The organism is Priestia sp. P1_B12_1 (assembly GCF_056406695.1).
The window spans coordinates 371,706-389,759 of record NZ_JBFTZR010000001.1 but is presented as its reverse complement, the minus strand read 5'-3'; the positions used below and the strand labels follow the sequence as shown (position 1 = coordinate 389,759).

The window sequence follows — 18,054 nt, the reverse complement described above, 5'->3', positions numbered from 1 at the left end:
TTTGTTTTTAGTAAAAGTTAATTTGCAATTTTTCGCGGGAGAAAAAACGGAAAAAGCTACACCTAAAAAAAAGCAAGACTCTAGAAAAAAAGGACAGGTAGCTAAAAGTCAAGACGTTACAACTGCGCTCATCCTTTTAATGGTTTTTCTTTATTTTTTGTTTGGAGCCAAACAGTTTTTACAGCAAATGATGAAGTTGTTAAGAGAAGCTTTTCAAACGTATATGCTTGAGGAAGTGACGGCAGAGCGCGTATTTGCGATGTTTAAGCACCTTCTTCCTTCAATAGCTCTTGCAGCAGGTCCTGTTATGCTCGCAGCTTTTATTGCTGCGCTCGGAGCGAATTATATGCAGGTTGGTATTCTTTTTTCCACGGAGGCTCTTCAGCCTAAGTTAGAAAAGATTAACCCTATTAGCGGAGCCAAACGGATTTTTGCCATGAGAGCGCTGGTAGAACTAATCAAGTCAACGCTGAAAATTATGTGTATCGGAGCCGTCACGTTTTTTATCTTATGGATTCACATAGAAGATGTATTAAATTTATCTCAAAAAAGTATAGGGGACTCGCTGATTGTTCTGTCTAAGCTTGTTTTTCAAATGGGACTTGCAGCCTCGCTTATGCTTTTATTTTTATCGCTGCTTGATTATTTGTACCAAAAGTTTGATTTCGAGAAAAATATTCGAATGTCAAAGCAAGATATCAAAGATGAGCATAAAAACATTGAAGGGGATCCTCTAATCAAATCAAAAATAAAGCAAAAGCAACGGGAAATGGCAATGTCTCGCATGATGCAAGAAGTTCCAAAAGCGGATGTCATCATTACAAACCCCACTCATTATGCCATTGCTTTAAAATATGATGAAGAAAAAATGGATGCTCCCTATGTTGTAGCCAGCGGCGTAGATTTTATTGCTCAAAAGATTAAAGGAATTGCCAAAAGCCATGAAATCATTATGGTAGAGAACCGTCCGCTGGCAAGAGCACTTTTTGACCAAACCAAAGTAGGAGATGCAGTACCCGAAGAGTTTTTTAAAGCGGTGGCTGAAATATTAGCTTACGTATACCGCATTCAAAATAAAATGTAACGTTACGCTATTGTAAGGAGAGAAAAATTAATGTCTGCAAGAGAACTGCCAGTTGTTATAGGTGTTGTACTCATTATCGTTATGCTTGTTATTCCGTTGCCTTCATGGTTATTAAGTATTTTAATCATGATTAACATTTCTCTTGCGCTGCTTGTACTGCTCGTTTCCATGAATATGAAAGAACCTTTAGAGCTGTCGGTATTTCCGTCTTTGCTGCTGGTTCTTACGCTGTTTCGATTAGGTTTGAATGTATCCACGACACGTTCAATCTTAGGAACAGGAGAAGCAGGCGGAGTGGTGGAAACATTTGGCCACTTCGTTATTGGAGGCAATCCTTTAGTGGGCTTTGTTGTCTTCATTATTTTAATTATCATTCAGTTTCTCGTTATTACAAAAGGAGCGGAGCGTGTTTCTGAAGTAGCCGCCCGCTTTACCTTGGATGCGATGCCGGGTAAACAAATGAGTATTGATGCAGATTTAAATGCAGGTATGATTTCAGAAAAGCAAGCAATTGACCGCCGTGAAAAAATTCAGCGCGAAGCAGATTTTTACGGAGCAATGGATGGAGCCAGTAAATTCGTCAAAGGTGACGCCATTGCAGGGATTGTCATCACCCTTATTAATATCTTATTTGGGATTATTATCGGCATGCTGCAAATGGGAATGTCCATCACGGAAGCATCCCAAACCTTTACTTTGTTAACAGTAGGCGATGGGTTAGTGAGTCAAATTCCAGCCCTTATGATTTCAACAGCGACAGGTATTATCGTCACTAGAGCTGCTTCAACAGGTAATTTGAGCGAAGATATTACACAGCAGCTGTTTGCTTTTCCAGTTATGCTTTATGTCACTGGAGGAACGATTGCGGCTCTTGGTTTAATTACGCCAATTAATGATGTTATTACAATGCCTATTGCTATTTTGTTAGGAGTGGGAGGTTATTATTTGTCTCGGGCTAAGCATCAGGCGGTTCGCGAAGAAATGGCGCCTACTGAAGAAGAGATGGAAGACAATGAAATGAAAAGTCCGGAGAGTGTTGTCAATCTATTAAGCGTTGATCCAATTGAATTTGAATTTGGGTATGCATTAATTCCGCTTGCTGATACGAATCAAGGAGGCGATCTGCTCGATCGAATTGTGATGATTAGGCGACAGCTGGCACTTGAGCTAGGATTAGTCATTCCGGTTGTTCGCATCAGAGATAACATTCAGCTTCAGCCCAACGAATACTGTCTTAAAATAAAGGGCAATGAAGTGGCAAAAGGGGAGCTGCTGCTCGATCACTATTTAGCAATCAGTCCGGGAATGGATGATGATTTGATTGAAGGAATTGATACGTTAGAGCCAGCTTTTAAGATGCCTGCAAAATGGATTAGTGAGTCGGTGAAGGAGCAGGCTGAGATGTTCGGGTATACCGTTGTTGACCCGCCCTCGGTTGTGTCTACGCACATAACAGAAGTTATAAAATCGTATGCGCATGAGCTGATTGGAAGGCAGGAGACAAAGCAACTAATCGATCACACAAAAGAAACGTATCCTATTTTAATTGAGGAAGTAACGCCTAATCCTCTTTCCGTTGGAGACATTCAAAGGGTACTGGCAAAGCTTTTAAAAGAAAGCGTCTCAATTCGAAATTTACCCATTATTTTTGAGGTGCTGGCCGACTACGGAAAAATGACGTCAGACACCGATTTGTTAACTGAATATGTCCGGCAAGGGCTCGCAAGACAAATTACCAGTCAATATACGGTCCAAGAAGGTCTGCTTCGAGTTCTTACCCTTTCAGGAAAAGTTGAAAAAACGATGGCGGAAGCTGTTCAACAAACGGAGCATGGGAATTATTTATCACTAGACCCTAACGTTTCACAAGCTATCGTAGAAAGTATAGCCAAGCAAACAGAAACACTTTCTTTTCAAGAACAGTCTCCAATTGTGTTATGTTCTCCTGCGGTGAGGATGTACGTGCGCCAAATCACTGAGCGGTATTTTCCCCATATGGCAGTTTTATCATATAACGAGCTAGAAGCAAATGTTGAAGTTCAAAGTGTTGGAGTGGTGGATATCTGATGAAAGTAAAAAAATACGTAGTAGCATCTATGCCGCAAGCTATGAAAGCCATTCGTTCAGATTTAGGTGAGGAAGCGGTTATTTTACATTCAAAACAAATTCGAACAGGAGGGTTTCTTGGCTTATTTACTAAGGCAAAAATAGAAGTATTGGCAGCTGTCGATTCCGTAGAAAAGCTGAGCGTAAAGAAGAATTCGTCGCCGCCAGAACCCAGTACGGAAGATAATCAATCTTTTATGAAGCAGCAGCTCAGTGAGTTAAATACTCTTGTTTCACAAATGAATCAAATGCCAAAGGTTTCTTCAGGTTCATATCCAAAAGCAGTGGAGGATGTGCTTGCCTATTTGCGTTTGCAAGAAATAGACGAAGCTATTTTAAAAAGCATAGAGGCTCCTATGCTAGAGTACTACTACTTACATCGCCCTAACTCAAATCAACTTATGGAGTGGACGAAGAGCTGGTTTGTCAATCAGTTTAAAGCAAGTGAATGGAGCGGTCCTTTCAAAAAATATGTAAGTGTAGTAGGACCAACAGGTGTCGGTAAAACAACAACTCTTGCTAAATTGGCCGCAAAATGTGTCCTGGAACACAATCAAAAAATAGCATTTATTACAACTGACACGTATAGAATTTCAGCGATTGAGCAGCTCAAGACGTACGCTTCGATCTTAAATGCTCCTTTAACGATTTGTTATAACGGAGCAGATTTTAAAAAAGCTTTGCTAGAAACGGAAGCATACGATGTGATTTTTATTGACACAGCAGGCCGTAACTTTTTGGAACAGCAATATGTAAATGATTTAAAGAAAATTATTACGTTTCAAGAAAATTTGCAAACGTTTCTTGTTTTAGCCCTAACGTCAAAAGTATCAGATATGAAAGCTGTATATGAACGTTTTGCTAGTTTGCCTGTTGATCACTTGATTTTTACGAAGCAAGATGAAACCATCCGCAAAGGCTCACTTTTAAATATGTTATATCATTACGGCCAGCGAGCTGCTTTTACAACAAACGGGCAGGATGTACCAGAAGATGTTTCGGCATTTAAAATAAAAGAGTTTATTGACGATGTGTTTGGAGATTGGAAAGATGAATGATCAAGCAGCAGTTTTAAGAGAAAAAGTGTTAAAGAAGCATCAAAACTCTTTAAGGAATTGTAAAACACTAGCCGTGTTAAGCGGAAAAGGGGGAGTTGGAAAGTCGAATCTATCATTAAACTTATCTCTTGCGCTAACGAAGCAAAAGCAAAGAGTTCTTCTTTTTGACATGGATATAGGGATGGGAAATATTGATATTTTGATTGGGCAAACTGCTTCATATACGATGGTCGATTTGCTAGAAAAAAAGCTTTCCATCCAGCAAATTATTAAAAAAGGTCCTCAGAATTTAGCTTATGTGGCTGGTGGAACAGGAATTTCCTCTGTATTTGAATGGTCTCCATTAGACCTTGCTCATTTAATACAAGAATTGAATTCGTTAACAAATCAATATGATTATATGATTTTTGATATGGGAGCGGGCATGTCAGAGAGTGTGCTTAAGTTTTTAAAAGCTGTAGATGAAATGATCGTGGTCACAACACCAGAACCTACATCTATAACAGATGCCTACGCTGCTATTAAGCTAGCAGCTTCCTATTCTGTATCAGCACCGGTTCGTCTTATTATTAACAAAACGCTTTCTGACAAAGAAGGAAATGAGACGTATGAACGATTTAACCGAGCTGTTCAGCAGTTTTTGAACATATCTATTTCTCTATTAGGTATTGTCCCAAACGATCAAGCTGTTCAGAAAGCGGTCAATCGCCAAATACCTTTTTTGCTTCAAAATCCAGCATCTAAAGCGAGTATATCACTAATAGAAATGGTGAATATTCTTATTCCTCAAGACAATAGGGTAACGGCTAAAAACGAGGGAATGTTTATTCGGCGCCTCAAACGATTTTTTCTTGAAAGGTAGGAAATTAGAGTGAATGAAATAAAGGTGCTTATTGTAGATGATTCTGCATTTATGCGAAAGCTAATCGGCGATTTTTTAGCATGTGACAGTCGTTTTCACGTTGTGGGTACCGCGCGTAACGGTGAAGAAGGGTTGAAAAAAGTGTTCGAGCTGTCGCCGGATATTGTGACACTGGATATTGAAATGCCCAAAATGAATGGCTTAGATATGTTAAAACAGCTCATGCATGTGAAGCCCCTTCCTGTTGTCATGTTATCGAGTACAACAATAAAAGGTGCTGAAAATACGTTGGCCGCTATGCAGTACGGCGCAGTTGATTTTGTTGCTAAACCTTCGGGAGCTATTTCGCTGGACTTACATAAAGTGAAAGATGAGCTTATCTCTAAACTTTTGCTTGCTAGCAAAGCCAACATATCTTCAAGCAGTCATCAGCACGTGCAAAACAGCAGTGTATATAACCTCCCAATGGGGACGAAAGTGAACAAAATGATTTGTATTGGTACTTCTACTGGAGGACCGCGTGCGCTGCAAGAAGTATTATCAACTGTTTCAAAAGACATAAACGCACCTATTTTTATTGTGCAGCATATGCCTCCAAATTTCACAAAATCATTAGCGGTTAGACTAAATCAGCTAGCTGATATTGAAGTGAAAGAAGCAAAAGACAATGAAATCGTTCGCTCAGGATGTGCTTATATTGCGCCTGGAGGTTTTCACATGACGGTTGTAGAGAAAAAAGGACAGCTCAGCATTTGTTTAGACACTTCTTCACCTGTAAAGGGACATCGCCCCTCAGTGGATCGTTTGTTTCAGTCGATTAGTAAAATTTCAGGTTATCAAAAACTTGCTATTGTGTTGACAGGAATGGGAGCGGATGGAACGGAAGGTGTTATTGATTTAAAGAAAAATAAAGACGCGCTTATATTAGCTGAATCTGAAGAAACAGCTGTCATTTATGGGATGCCCAAATCAGCCGTTTCTACAAAACTTGTTGATTATATTGAACCGCTGCGAAACGTTGGAAGCTTTATTTCTCGCTACGCACAGAAATAGGAGGGAAAGTTACGATGGATATGAATCAATATCTAGAAGTGTTTATTGAAGAAAGCAGGGAACATCTTCAAAACGTTAATGACCAGCTAATGCGTTTTGAAAAAAATACCGATGATCTTGGCTATGTAAATGAAATTTTTCGGTCTGCTCATACGTTAAAAGGTATGTCTGCAACAATGGGATTTGATGATTTAGCACAATTAACTCACAAAATGGAAAACGTGTTAGATGCTGTTCGAAATCACCAACTCGACGTTCATACGGAAGTTCTTGATGCTTTGTTTGAATCAGTCGATGCGCTAGAAATAATGGTTCAATCTATTTCTGAAGGCGGCGATGGTCAGCTTGATGTCAAATTGCTTGTTCAAAAGCTGCAGCGTATTGTGGCAGAGGAACCCGTAGCACATCATGCAGCTTCTTCGATAGAGTACGATGAATTAGTACAAACGCTGCTCAGCCAAACGGCAGACCAAGGATTTAACGCGTTTGAAATAACCGTACAGCTTGAACGCACCTGCTTATTAAAAGCTGCACGCGCTTATATGGTGTTTGATGTGTTAGAGCAAGCAGGAGACGTTATTAAGTCAGCGCCAACTGTTCAAGATATCGAACAAGAAAAATTCGAATCATCTTTTATCGTTATATTAGTAACAAACGAATCGCAAGAAAAGCTGCAGGCGAGCATTATGGAAGTCTCTGAAGTAGAAAGTGTGAAAATTGCGGCGGTCCCCGTAAAAAAGGAGACAGAAATGGAGGAGCTTGTCTCACCAGAAGTAGCAGCAGCCATACAGGAAGTTACTGTGTCAGCACCCTCTACATCGCCTGTTGAAGAGAAAAGACAGCCCTCAAATAACAAGACGATTCGAGTTAATATTGACCGTTTGGACAGTCTCATGAACTTGTTTGAAGAACTAGTTATTGATAGAGGCAGGTTAGAACAAATATCAAAAGAATTGAATAATAGCGAATTAGACGAAACGGTAGAGCGGATGTCTCGTATTTCTGGAGATTTGCAAACGATTATTTTAAATATGCGTATGGTGCCTGTAGAAACCGTTTTTAATCGTTTTCCCCGTATGGTGAGACAGCTTTCAAAAGATTTAGGGAAACAAATTGAACTTCAAATTGTCGGAGCTGATACAGAGCTGGACCGAACCGTCATTGATGAAATTGGAGATCCGCTTGTTCACTTATTAAGAAATGCCGTTGACCACGGAATTGAAATGCCTCAAGCACGCTTAGAGAACGGAAAGAATGAAAAGGGAACGATTCGCCTTAAAGCTTATCATAGCGGAAATCATGTCTTTATTGATTTAGAAGATGACGGGGCGGGCATCAATCGTGAAAAGGTACTGCAAAAAGCGTTAGATCGAGGAATTATTGATGGAAAAACAGCTGAAACGCTGACGGATAAACAAGTGTATGAGCTCATTTTCGCTTCGGGCTTTTCCACGGCTGAACAAATTTCAGATGTTTCCGGACGAGGAGTAGGTTTAGATGTTGTGAAAAACACGATTGAATCGCTAGGGGGTTCTGTAACGATCGATTCTAACGAAGGATACGGTTCGCGTTTTTCTATTCAACTGCCGCTCACTCTTTCTATCATTTCTGCTTTACTCGTGCAAATGAGTGAAGAGCGCTATGCCTTGCCGCTTTCTTCGATTATTGAAACAGCTATTGTTCAGCCCAAAGAGGTCATGCATGTACACGGTCAAAAGGTTATTGACTTTCGAGGAGCCATTATTCCTCTTATTGATTTAAAAGAACTATTCACTGTGCCTAACTCAGTACAAGGCGATCATTATTCAGTAGTCATCGTGAAAAAAGGAGAAAAGACAGCCGGGCTAATTGTTGATTCATTTATCGGTCAGCAGGAAATTGTTTTAAAATCTTTAGGGCATTATCTGCCGGGTGTGTTTGCTATTTCAGGAGCCACGATTTTAGGCGATGGACAAGTAGCACTTATCATTGATTGCAACGCTTTGATCAAATAACAAATGCTGTAAAAAGAAAGGGAGAAAGGCATGAAAATTATTGTGTTTCAATTGGGAGACGAGGAGTACGGAATCTCAGTAGAAGAAGTGCAGTCGATTGAAAAGATTCAGCACATAACACGCGTTCCTGGAGTGAAAGAATATGTAAAAGGTGTTATTAATCTTCGCGGTGTCATTACACCGATTATTGATTTGCGCACTCGTTTTAACTTGCAAGAACAGCTTAACCATGAGCTGACACGTATTATTATGGTTCGTCTTAATGATGTAGAAGCAGGTTTGATTGTCGATGCGGCAAATGATGTAGTGGATATTGATGAGAAAACGATTGCTTCAGTGCCTGAAACAGTTGAAGGAACAGCTGTAGAATATTTAAACGGAGTCGTTAAAGTAGATAGCCGTTTAATTGTTCTTCTAAATTTACCTAAAGTGCTCTCTTTAGAAGACCACCTCCAGTGAGCCAAACGAATAATGGATATCACGCTGAAGGTTCTAGGAGTTGAAGAATCGTGAGAAATGATAAACAAGTGATTAAGGTAGGAATTGCCGAGATGAATGTTACACATGCACCTGCAGTGCTTCGAACAGCGGGATTAGGGTCATGTGTAGGAGTTGTCGTTTATGACTCTGTTCACTCAGTAGCTGGGCTCGCTCATGTGATGCTTCCGGATTCAAGCGGGGCTAAATGTCCTTTTAATAGAGCTAAATATGCAGATACAGCCATTTTTGATTTGATAAATATGTTGATTAAACAAGGCGCACATAGAAAATTGTTAAAAGCAAAAATAGCAGGAGGCGCGCAGATGTTTCAATTTGAACCAAGAAATGATGTCATGCGAATTGGTCTTCGAAATGTTCAAGCAGTAGAGAGAGAGCTGCATAGAAACAGTGTAGACATTGCAGCAAAAGCTACAGGAGGACACAACGGACGCACAATTGAATTTGATCCTCAAACGGCTATTTTAAAGGTTCGTACGATTAACGAAGGGATAAAAACGATATAAAGCGCGCTCTGACCGTTTAATAGCGCTATAAAAAGGAGTTGAAAGACCCTTGAAAAGTATACAAGAAGTTGAAGAACATAAAATTTGGCAGGAATGGATAGAGACGAGAGACTCACATGCAGGAAACATGCTTGTTAAAAAGTACATGCCGCTCGTTAACTATCACGTTCAGCGGATTAGCGTGGGGCTGCCGAAGAATATTCATAAAGAAGAGCTTCGGAGTTTAGGGTTAATCGGCCTTTACGATGCTTTGGAAAAGTTTGATTACGGTAGAGACTTAAAGTTTGATACATATGCGTCTTTTCGAATTCGAGGGGCGATAATAGACGGGCTTCGCAAAGAAGATTGGTTATCAAGAAGCGCAAGGGAAAAGACGAAAAGGATTGAGCAAGCAACAGAAGCACTTGAACAAAGATACTTGCGCAGAGTTGCACCAAGTGAGGTTGCAAAAGAAGTAGGCATGACAGAAGCAGACGTTGTTCATACAATGAACGAAGGCTTTTTAGCCAACGTGTTATCAATGGAAGAACAGCCGAAAGAGTATGAAGATGGAGAGCAAAAATATACGATTAAAGATGAAAAAACGCTCTCTCCTGAAGAGGAGCTAATTAACGACGAACGATATCAAGAGCTTGCTGAAGTTATCGAGCAGCTAAATGAAAAAGAGCAGCTCGTGGTTTCATTATTCTATAAAGAAGAGCTGACTTTCACAGAAATCGCACAGCTGTTAGGGCTATCTACTTCACGTATTTCTCAAATTCATTCGAAAGCGCTGTTTAAAATGCGTACGAGTTTAAGCAAAATAATTTAGCAAAGAGGTAGAAGGATGGGGTTTTTACTCACAGTTAGTTTTTTAATTCATGGTCTATCACTGTTTTGCATTATTCTTTTATATATGCAAGTGACCAAAGTGAAAAGGATTGAACGCTTGCACCAGCAAAATATAAATAAAATGGAAGCTGCAATGAGTTCGTATCTTGCTGAATTTCAGGAACAAAACGAGCAGTTTTTAAGGCAGCTTCGAGAGCGTTCCACTTCGCTTTCTTCGGAAGTGGAAAAAAGTAGCGTAAAATCACCTTTGGTAGATGAAGAAGACGTGCCTGTTCAAAGGGTGGATCTAAAAAGTGAGCCTTCCCAGTCGCTGCATGAACTTCTTTCTATAGAAGAAAATCAGAAGCGTATACGCACACCTTTTGATGAATTAACTACAGACCAAATTCAAGATTTGTCAGGTGAAGAGATAAAAGAATTTTCCGTTTATTTAAAGGGAAAAGGTTTAACAATCGAAGAAATTGCAAAACATTTACACAGAGGGAAAACTGAAATTGAATTATTATTGAAATTTCATCAATAAACTTAATGAAACGCTTGCTTGTGAAAAAGGAGTGTGCTATATTTGTTTTTGGTGTTATTACACACGCTTGTTGATTCGGTTGATGGTGCTACTTTTTGTAGTTTCGGCTGAAGATGAAATGAGCGGAGGAGACTTAAAACCATTAGGAGGAAAAACACATGTCAGTAATTTCAATGAAACAATTACTAGAAGCTGGTGTACATTTCGGTCACCAAACTCGCCGTTGGAACCCAAAGATGAAGAAATACATCTTCACTGAGCGTAACGGCATCTACATTATCGATCTTCAAAAAACAGTTAAGAAAGTAGAAGAAGCGTACAAATTCGTTAAAGAATTAGCTGCAGACGGCGGTACTGTTTTATTCGTAGGTACGAAAAAACAAGCTCAAGATTCTGTTAAAGAAGAAGCAGCTCGCGCTGGTATGTACTTTGTTAACCAACGTTGGTTAGGTGGTACATTAACTAACTTCTCAACTATCCAAAAACGTATCAAACGTTTAAAAGATATCGAAAAAATGCAAGAAGACGGTACTTTCGAAGTACTACCTAAGAAAGAAGTAGTTCAACTTAAAAAAGAGTTAGAGCGTCTTGAAAAATTCTTAGGCGGCATTAAAGATATGAAACAACTTCCAGATGCATTATTCATCATTGACCCTCGTAAAGAGCGTATTGCAGTAGCGGAAGCTAAAAAATTACACATTCCAATCGTTGGTATCGTAGACACTAACTGTGATCCAGACGAAATTGATTATGTAATCCCTGCAAACGATGATGCAATTCGTGCTGTTAAACTTTTAACTTCTAAAGTTGCTGATGCTATTCTAGAAGCTAAACAAGGTGAAGAAACAGCAGTTGAAACTGAAACAACTACTGCTTAATTCCGTGAAAGGTGATAAGAGGGAATAGCCTTTTATCACCTTTTTTTGAAAAGATTTAACCCATTTATATACATTAATTACATACCCAAACAAGGAGGCTACACATTATGGCAATTACTGCTCAAATGGTAAAAGAACTACGTGAAAAAACTGGCGCTGGTATGATGGATTGTAAAAAAGCGTTAACTGAAACTAACGGTGATATGGAGCAAGCAATCGATTTCTTACGTGAAAAAGGTATTGCAAAAGCTGCTAAAAAATCAGACCGTATTGCTGCTGAAGGTCTAACTTACATCGAAACTCAAGGTAACGAAGCTGTTATCTTAGAAGTTAACTCTGAAACTGATTTCGTTGCGAAAAACGAAGGTTTCCAAAAATTAACAAAAGAATTAGCTGCTCACATCTTAGCTAACAAACCAGCTGACGCTGCTGAAGCTGCTACTCAAAAAATGGAAAACGGTGCAACTGTTGAAGAACACATCAACTCTGCAATCGCTACAATCGGAGAAAAATTATCTCTACGTCGTTTCGCTGTAGCAACAAAAACTGATGCTGATGCATTCGGTGCTTACCTACATGCTGGCGGACGTATCGGTGTGTTAACAGTATTATCTGGTACAACTGAAGAAGCTGTTGCAAAAGACGTTGCTATGCACATCGCTGCAATCAACCCTAAATACATCTCTCGTGACCAAGTTTCTGCTGAAGAAACTGAGCGTGAGCGCGAAGTATTAACTCAACAAGCATTAAACGAAGGCAAACCAGAAAAAATCGTTGCAAAAATGGTTGAAGGTCGCCTTGGCAAATTCTTTGAAGATATTTGCTTACTAGATCAAACATTTGTTAAAAATCCTGATCAAAAAGTACGTCAGTTCGTTGAGAGCAAAGGCGCTACTGTTGAAAGCTTCGTTCGTTTTGAAGTAGGAGAAGGTATTGAGAAACGTCAAGACAACTTCGCTGAAGAAGTAATGAACCAAGTTAAAAAGTAAGGGTTTGACCGTATAGGGAACACTGTGTGTTCCCTTTTTTACAAAAGAGATCTCACCGTTAACGATGGAGGTAAGCATGAGTCAAGCAAAATATAATCGTATCGTATTAAAGTTAAGTGGAGAAGCATTAGCTGGTGAAGAGGGTTTTGGTATTAACCCATCCATCATCAAATCTGTTGCTGAACAAGTAAAAGCCGTTTATGAATTAGGTGTGGAAATTGCTGTAGTCGTTGGTGGTGGAAACATTTGGCGTGGTAAAATTGGCAGTGAAATGGGTATGGATCGTGCCGCTGCTGATTATATGGGAATGCTAGCAACAGTAATGAACTCTTTGGCCCTTCAAGATAGCTTAGAGAACATCGGTGTGCAAACACGAGTTCAGACTTCTATCGAGATGAGACAAGTAGCAGAGCCTTATATTAGAAGAAAAGCTGTTCGTCATCTTGAGAAAAAACGCGTTGTTATTTTCGCCGCGGGTACAGGAAACCCTTATTTCTCTACAGATACAACAGCAGCTTTGCGTGCAGCTGAAATCGAAGCTGACGTGATCTTAATGGCTAAAAACAACGTAGATGGCGTTTATAATGCAGATCCTAAGCTTGTACCTGATGCTGTAAAATACGAAACATTAACGTATATTGATGTTTTAAAAGATGGACTAGCTGTTATGGATTCTACAGCTTCTTCATTATGTATGGACAATGATATTCCGCTAATTGTTTTTTCAATTACGGAAGAAGGCAATATTAAACGTGCCGTTACAGGCGAAAACATTGGAACAATTGTAAAGGGGAAATAAACATGCCAAAACAAGTGTTGCAAAACGCAAAAGAAAGAATGGAAAAAGCAATTCAATCATTTAGCCGCGAACTAGCATCAATTCGTGCTGGACGTGCAAGCGCGTCACTTCTTGACCGCGTAACGGTAGAATACTACGGTGCACCAACACCAATTAACCAATTGGCGCAAGTAAGCGTGCCTGAAGCTCGTATGCTTGTTATTCAGCCTTATGACAAATCACAAATTGGTGAAGTTGAAAAAGCTATTTTAAAATCTGACTTAGGGTTAACACCTACAAGCGATGGAACTATTATCCGTTTATCGATTCCTGCTTTAACGGAAGAGCGTCGTCGTGAGTTAGTGAAAATGGTGAAAAAATATGCTGAAGAAGCAAAAGTTGCGGTTCGTAACGTACGCCGTGATGCAAACGATGATTTCAAAAAGTTAGAGAAAAAAGGTGAAATTACTGAAGACGATTTACGCGGCTACAGTGATGACATTCAAAAACTAACAGATGATCATATCGTAAAAGTGGATAAAGTGGCGAAAGATAAAGAAGAAGAAATTATGGCAGTTTAAGTCATTTCAAGGTAAAATATATTGTAAAAGACCCTCTATTGTTTACAGGGGGTTTTTTTGTTAATAATGTGTAGTAAGAAAAAACTCACATAAGCCACACGTTTATGTGAGAGCGTACAACGGGGGACCTTTGCATGTTAAGAAAATTTCAAGCATGGAAGAAAAGTCAAGATTTAAATACACTGTCTTTGTCAGAACGAAAAGATCAAGTGAAACAGCACCCTGTTCCTGAACATATTGCAATTATTATGGATGGGAACGGTCGTTGGGCGCAAAAACGAGCTCTTCCTCGCATGATGGGCCATCATGAAGGAATGAAGGTAGTGCGTCATGTGACCAGATTGGCCAATGAATTAGGTGTTAAAGTATTAACTTTATATGCATTTTCCACTGAAAATTGGAAGCGCCCCAAAACTGAAGTCGAGTTTTTAATGAAACTGCCAGAGGAATTTTTAACAACCTTTCTGCCTGAGCTAATTGAAAAAAATGTGCAAGTTCGTATTATGGGGGATAAAAGTGAGCTCCCTGCCCATACGATTCGAGCCGTGGATAACGCAATTGAAAAAACAAAGCATAACACAGGGCTGATTTTAAACTTCGCGCTCAATTACGGTAGCCGTCACGAAATCATGGGCGCTATTCAGTCATTGGTAGAAGATGTAGAACAGGGAAAAGTAGCTTCCTCTTCTATTTCAGAAAATTTATTTTCTTCCTATTTAATGAGCAAAAGCCTTCCAGATCCGGATTTGCTTATTCGTACAAGCGGTGAGCTTCGCTTAAGTAATTTTATGCTTTGGCAGCTAGCTTACACAGAGTTTTGGTTTACAGAAGTATTATGGCCAGATTTTAAAGAAAATCATTTAATCGAAGCAGTCGAGGCGTTTCAAAAGCGCGGTCGCCGCTTTGGTGGTGTATAAGAAGGTGTGGAAAACAAGATGAAACAGCGCATTATCACCGCGATTGTAGCACTTGCGGTATTTGTGCCGATTGTTTTAATTGGAGGGTTACCTTTTACCCTTATTATGTATGTAATCGGAACAGTTGGTGTAATTGAGCTTTTAAAAATGAAACATTTGAAAGCAATGTCTTTTCCAAGTATCATTAGTTTATTGCTAACCTGGGTGTTTTTACTACCAAATGGAAGAGATGTTGCATTTCAATTCTTAAGTGAACATAAGATAGAAGTAGCGCTTGCTGCTGTCCTTCTTTTATTAATGTACACGGTTGTAGTTAAAAATAAATTTACCTTCGATGACGTTGGGTTTATTTTATTAACGACAGTATATGTTGGCTTTGGCTTTCATTATTTTATCGAGGTTCGTCAAGAGTTCGGGTTAGCTTATTTGTTCTTTGCTTTTCTTATTATTTGGGCGACGGATTCCGGAGCTTATTTTATTGGACGAGCAATGGGGAAACGAAAGCTATGGCCGGAAATCAGTCCCAATAAAACCATTGAAGGTTTTGTTGGTGGCGTCGTATGCGCTATTGTAGTAGCCATTGTATTTAAGCTGTTAGCAAATATTGATCAAACTATGATTGAACTACTCGTAATTGGTATTATCGTATCGTTATTTGGACAGATGGGTGATCTTGTACAATCAGCGTTCAAACGTCACTATGGCGTAAAAGATTCAGGAAAGATTTTACCGGGTCATGGTGGGATTTTAGACCGTTTTGACAGTTTGATGTTCATCATGCCAATTTTAGCTTTTTTATTATCTTTATAAAAAAGATGTCTTTGTTTTAATAGGAGTGAATATACTTGAAGAAAATTTCCTTGTTAGGAGCTACAGGTTCAATCGGTACTCAAACCGTGGATATTGTTCGAGCGCATCCGGAGCATTTTGAGCTCTCAGCAATCTCTGTAGGTCGAAATATTAATGAAGCAAGAAAGATTATTCAGCAGTGTAAGCCAGCCCTGGTTTCTGTGATGAAGCAAGAAGATTGTCTGTCACTGCAAGCAGAATTCCCTTCTATTCGATTTGTTTATGGAGAAGAAGGGCTTGTGGAAGTGGCAACTCATCCATCCACAGAAGTTTTAGTAAATGCGGTTCTTGGAAGTGTAGGGTTGACTCCTACGCTAGAAGCAATCAAAATGAGAAAAACGATTGCTATTGCAAATAAGGAGACACTTGTTACCGCTGGTCACCTTGTCATGGAAGCAGCCAAGGAATATGGCGCTGATATTTTACCGGTAGACAGTGAGCACTCAGCTATTTTTCAAAGTTTGCAAGGGCAAGATCAAAAAGCAATAGACCGTTTAATTTTAACGGCTTCTGGAGGGAGCTTTCGAGATAAAACGAGAGCAGAACTACAGGGAGTAACGGTTGAAGATGCGTTAAATCATCCAAACTGGTCGATGGGAGCTAAAATTACAATTGATTCGGCAACGATGATGAATAAGGGACTAGAAGTGATTGAAGCACATTGGCTTTTTGATCTTCCCTATGAGAAAATTGATGTATTGTTACATAAAGAAAGCATCATTCATTCTATGGTAGAGTATTCTGATACAAGCGTTATTGCTCAGCTTGGAACGCCTGATATGCGCGTGCCAATTCAATACGCGTTAACGTATCCAAAACGCATGTCTTTACCTAACACCAAGCGTTTAAGTTTGGCGGATATTGGTCAGCTTCACTTTGCTAAAATGGATGAAGAGCGTTTTCGCTGTTTAGCTTTTGCATTTGAGGCGGGCAAAGCGGGTGGAACACTTCCGACTGTTTTAAATGCAGCTAATGAAGAAGCTGTTCAAGCCTTTTTAGATGGTCACATTACATTTTTACAAATTGAAGATGTGATTGAAAAAGCAATGAATGAACATACTGTAATACAGAAACCTTGTTTATCTACTATTAAAGAAGTAGATTTAGAAGCAAGAGAGTTTGTTAGATCCGCCATCTCTCGATAATGTGCGTGCGAGAGAAGCCACTCACTTATTTCTGGTGGGTGGAGGTTTGACTCTATTACATGAAGGGGGTAATACCCATTGAACACAGTCATTGCGTTTGTCGTCATTTTTGGAGCTCTTGTATTCTTTCATGAGCTTGGTCATTTAGTTTTTGCAAAGCGTGCAGGCATCTTATGCCGTGAGTTTGCCATTGGGTTTGGTCCCAAAATCTTTTCATTTAAACGAGATGAAACAGTTTATACCATTCGTTTGCTGCCTCTAGGTGGATTTGTTCGAATGGCTGGAGAAGACCCAGAAATGATCGAAGTTAAGCCTGGTCAAATGGTGGGCCTCATGTTTGATAAGGAAGACAAAGTAAATAAAGTCATTATTAACAACAAGGAACAGCATCCAAATGCAAAAGTTATTGAGGTAGAGCAAGCAGACTTAGAGCATAATCTATTTATTTCAGGTTATGAAGAAGGTGAAGATGAACGTCTGCAAAAATTTGAGGTAGCAGAAGAATCTTACTTCGTTATGGACGGAGAAGAAATTCAAATTGCACCTTACAGCCGTCAGTTTGCTTCCAAAACTCTTGGTCAGCGTGCGCTAGCCATTTTCGCTGGTCCGCTAATGAACTTTATATTAGCCTTTGTTATTTTTATCGTTCTTGGGATTTCTCAAGGATATGTTGTTGACAAACCTGTGATGGGCAAATTAACATCAGATGGAGTAGCCGTTGATGCGGGACTTAAACAAGGAGATAAAGTTCAAGCAATTGATGGACAAAGTGTTTCAACGTGGGATGATGTCGTAAAAGTAATTCAAAAACATCCTGAACAGCAAATTACATTCACGGTTCAGCGCGGCAGCAAAACGCTAGATATTCCGATTACACCTGAAAGTCGCAAAGTTGGGGAACAGACAATTGGACTAATTGGCGTATATGCACCGGTTGAAAAGTCATTCATTGGTTCGATCACGCACGGAGCTACTGAAACATATACGTGGATGAAAGAAATCTTAACGGGTCTAGGGAAGCTTGTGACAGGACAATTCAAACTGGATATGCTTTCTGGTCCTGTAGGTATTTACGCAGCAACCGATCAAGTAGCACAGTCAGGCATTTATTATCTAATGAAATGGGCAGCCGTTTTAAGTATTAACTTAGGGATTGTCAATTTGCTTCCACTTCCTGCTTTAGATGGAGGACGACTATTGTTCTTCGCTGTAGAAGGAATTCGCGGTAAGCCAATTGATCGTCAAAAAGAAGGCATTGTTCATTTTATCGGTTTTGCTTTATTAATGCTGCTGATGCTCGTTGTAACGTGGAACGATATTCAAAAGTTCTTTTTATAAGACATACGCTCAGCGAGGGATATTCCCTCGCTGATTATATGAAAATTGCGGCATGGTCCGCCTT

Annotated in this window: 18 protein-coding genes; all 18 read left to right on the top strand. The window is 39.5% G+C overall.

Annotated features, from left to right (window positions below):
- Position 1: 1 nt before the first annotated feature.
- The 18 genes from flhB (at position 2) to rseP (ending at position 17,990) form a co-directional block, all read left to right on the top strand.
- Positions 2-1,084, top strand: a complete 1,083-nt coding sequence (gene flhB / locus AC1D0Y_RS02020) for a flagellar biosynthesis protein FlhB (RefSeq protein ID WP_060745981.1) — start codon at positions 2-4, stop codon at positions 1,082-1,084.
- A gap of 30 nt (positions 1,085-1,114) precedes the next feature.
- Positions 1,115-3,151 carry a flagellar biosynthesis protein FlhA gene (gene flhA / locus AC1D0Y_RS02015; RefSeq protein ID WP_060745982.1) on the top strand — a complete coding sequence of 679 codons (2,037 nt, stop codon included), beginning with the start codon at positions 1,115-1,117 and terminating at the stop codon, positions 3,149-3,151.
- Positions 3,151-4,248: a flagellar biosynthesis GTPase FlhF gene (flhF, locus tag AC1D0Y_RS02010; RefSeq protein ID WP_217598338.1), complete on the top strand. Its 1,098-nt coding sequence runs from the start codon at positions 3,151-3,153 to the stop codon at positions 4,246-4,248. Before flhA ends, flhF begins: the two co-directional genes overlap by 1 nt.
- Positions 4,241-5,110, top strand: a complete 870-nt coding sequence (locus AC1D0Y_RS02005) for a MinD/ParA family protein (protein WP_060745984.1) — start codon at positions 4,241-4,243, stop codon at positions 5,108-5,110. Before flhF ends, AC1D0Y_RS02005 begins: the two co-directional genes overlap by 8 nt.
- Before the next feature lie 9 nt (positions 5,111-5,119).
- A complete protein-coding gene (locus tag AC1D0Y_RS02000; protein WP_060745985.1) occupies positions 5,120-6,163 on the top strand; it encodes a protein-glutamate methylesterase/protein-glutamine glutaminase in 1,044 nt (347 codons plus the stop codon).
- Between the two features lie 14 nt (positions 6,164-6,177).
- Positions 6,178-8,157: a chemotaxis protein CheA gene (locus AC1D0Y_RS01995; RefSeq protein WP_028410829.1), complete on the top strand. Its 1,980-nt coding sequence runs from the start codon at positions 6,178-6,180 to the stop codon at positions 8,155-8,157.
- Between the two features lie 30 nt (positions 8,158-8,187).
- The gene (locus tag AC1D0Y_RS01990) at positions 8,188-8,616 is read left to right on the top strand and encodes a chemotaxis protein CheW (protein ID WP_014458457.1); all 429 of its coding nucleotides are present in this window, start codon (positions 8,188-8,190) and stop codon (positions 8,614-8,616) included.
- Between the two features lie 50 nt (positions 8,617-8,666).
- Positions 8,667-9,161 carry a chemotaxis protein CheD gene (locus AC1D0Y_RS01985; RefSeq protein ID WP_028410831.1) on the top strand — a complete coding sequence of 165 codons (495 nt, stop codon included), beginning with the start codon at positions 8,667-8,669 and terminating at the stop codon, positions 9,159-9,161.
- A 49-nt stretch (positions 9,162-9,210) separates the two neighbouring features.
- Complete coding sequence (locus AC1D0Y_RS01980; RefSeq protein ID WP_025750299.1) at positions 9,211-9,972, top strand: FliA/WhiG family RNA polymerase sigma factor; 762 nt, start codon at positions 9,211-9,213, stop codon at positions 9,970-9,972.
- Between the two features lie 15 nt (positions 9,973-9,987).
- A complete protein-coding gene (locus AC1D0Y_RS01975; protein WP_028410832.1) occupies positions 9,988-10,515 on the top strand; it encodes a hypothetical protein in 528 nt (175 codons plus the stop codon).
- Between the two features lie 158 nt (positions 10,516-10,673).
- Positions 10,674-11,393 carry a 30S ribosomal protein S2 gene (rpsB, locus tag AC1D0Y_RS01970; protein WP_013058850.1) on the top strand — a complete coding sequence of 240 codons (720 nt, stop codon included), beginning with the start codon at positions 10,674-10,676 and terminating at the stop codon, positions 11,391-11,393.
- Positions 11,394-11,500: 107 nt separating this feature from the next.
- Positions 11,501-12,382, top strand: coding sequence for a translation elongation factor Ts (tsf, locus tag AC1D0Y_RS01965; protein ID WP_013058849.1), 882 nt, complete (start codon positions 11,501-11,503; stop codon positions 12,380-12,382).
- Positions 12,383-12,458: 76 nt separating this feature from the next.
- Positions 12,459-13,181: a UMP kinase gene (pyrH, locus tag AC1D0Y_RS01960; protein ID WP_013058848.1), complete on the top strand. Its 723-nt coding sequence runs from the start codon at positions 12,459-12,461 to the stop codon at positions 13,179-13,181.
- 2 nt (positions 13,182-13,183) lie between these two features.
- The gene (frr, locus tag AC1D0Y_RS01955; protein ID WP_013058847.1) at positions 13,184-13,741 is read left to right on the top strand and encodes a ribosome recycling factor; all 558 of its coding nucleotides are present in this window, start codon (positions 13,184-13,186) and stop codon (positions 13,739-13,741) included.
- A gap of 134 nt (positions 13,742-13,875) precedes the next feature.
- Positions 13,876-14,658 (top strand): isoprenyl transferase, encoded by a 783-nt coding sequence (locus tag AC1D0Y_RS01950; RefSeq protein ID WP_028410833.1) that lies wholly within the window; start codon positions 13,876-13,878, stop codon positions 14,656-14,658.
- A gap of 18 nt (positions 14,659-14,676) precedes the next feature.
- On the top strand, positions 14,677-15,468 hold the full coding sequence (locus AC1D0Y_RS01945) for a phosphatidate cytidylyltransferase (RefSeq protein ID WP_014458463.1): 792 nt from the start codon (positions 14,677-14,679) through the stop codon (positions 15,466-15,468).
- Positions 15,469-15,503: 35 nt separating this feature from the next.
- Positions 15,504-16,652, top strand: coding sequence for a 1-deoxy-D-xylulose-5-phosphate reductoisomerase (gene dxr / locus AC1D0Y_RS01940; RefSeq protein ID WP_028410835.1), 1,149 nt, complete (start codon positions 15,504-15,506; stop codon positions 16,650-16,652).
- A gap of 78 nt (positions 16,653-16,730) precedes the next feature.
- Positions 16,731-17,990, top strand: a complete 1,260-nt coding sequence (gene rseP / locus AC1D0Y_RS01935) for an RIP metalloprotease RseP (protein ID WP_028410836.1) — start codon at positions 16,731-16,733, stop codon at positions 17,988-17,990.
- Positions 17,991-18,054: the final 64 nt, after the last annotated feature.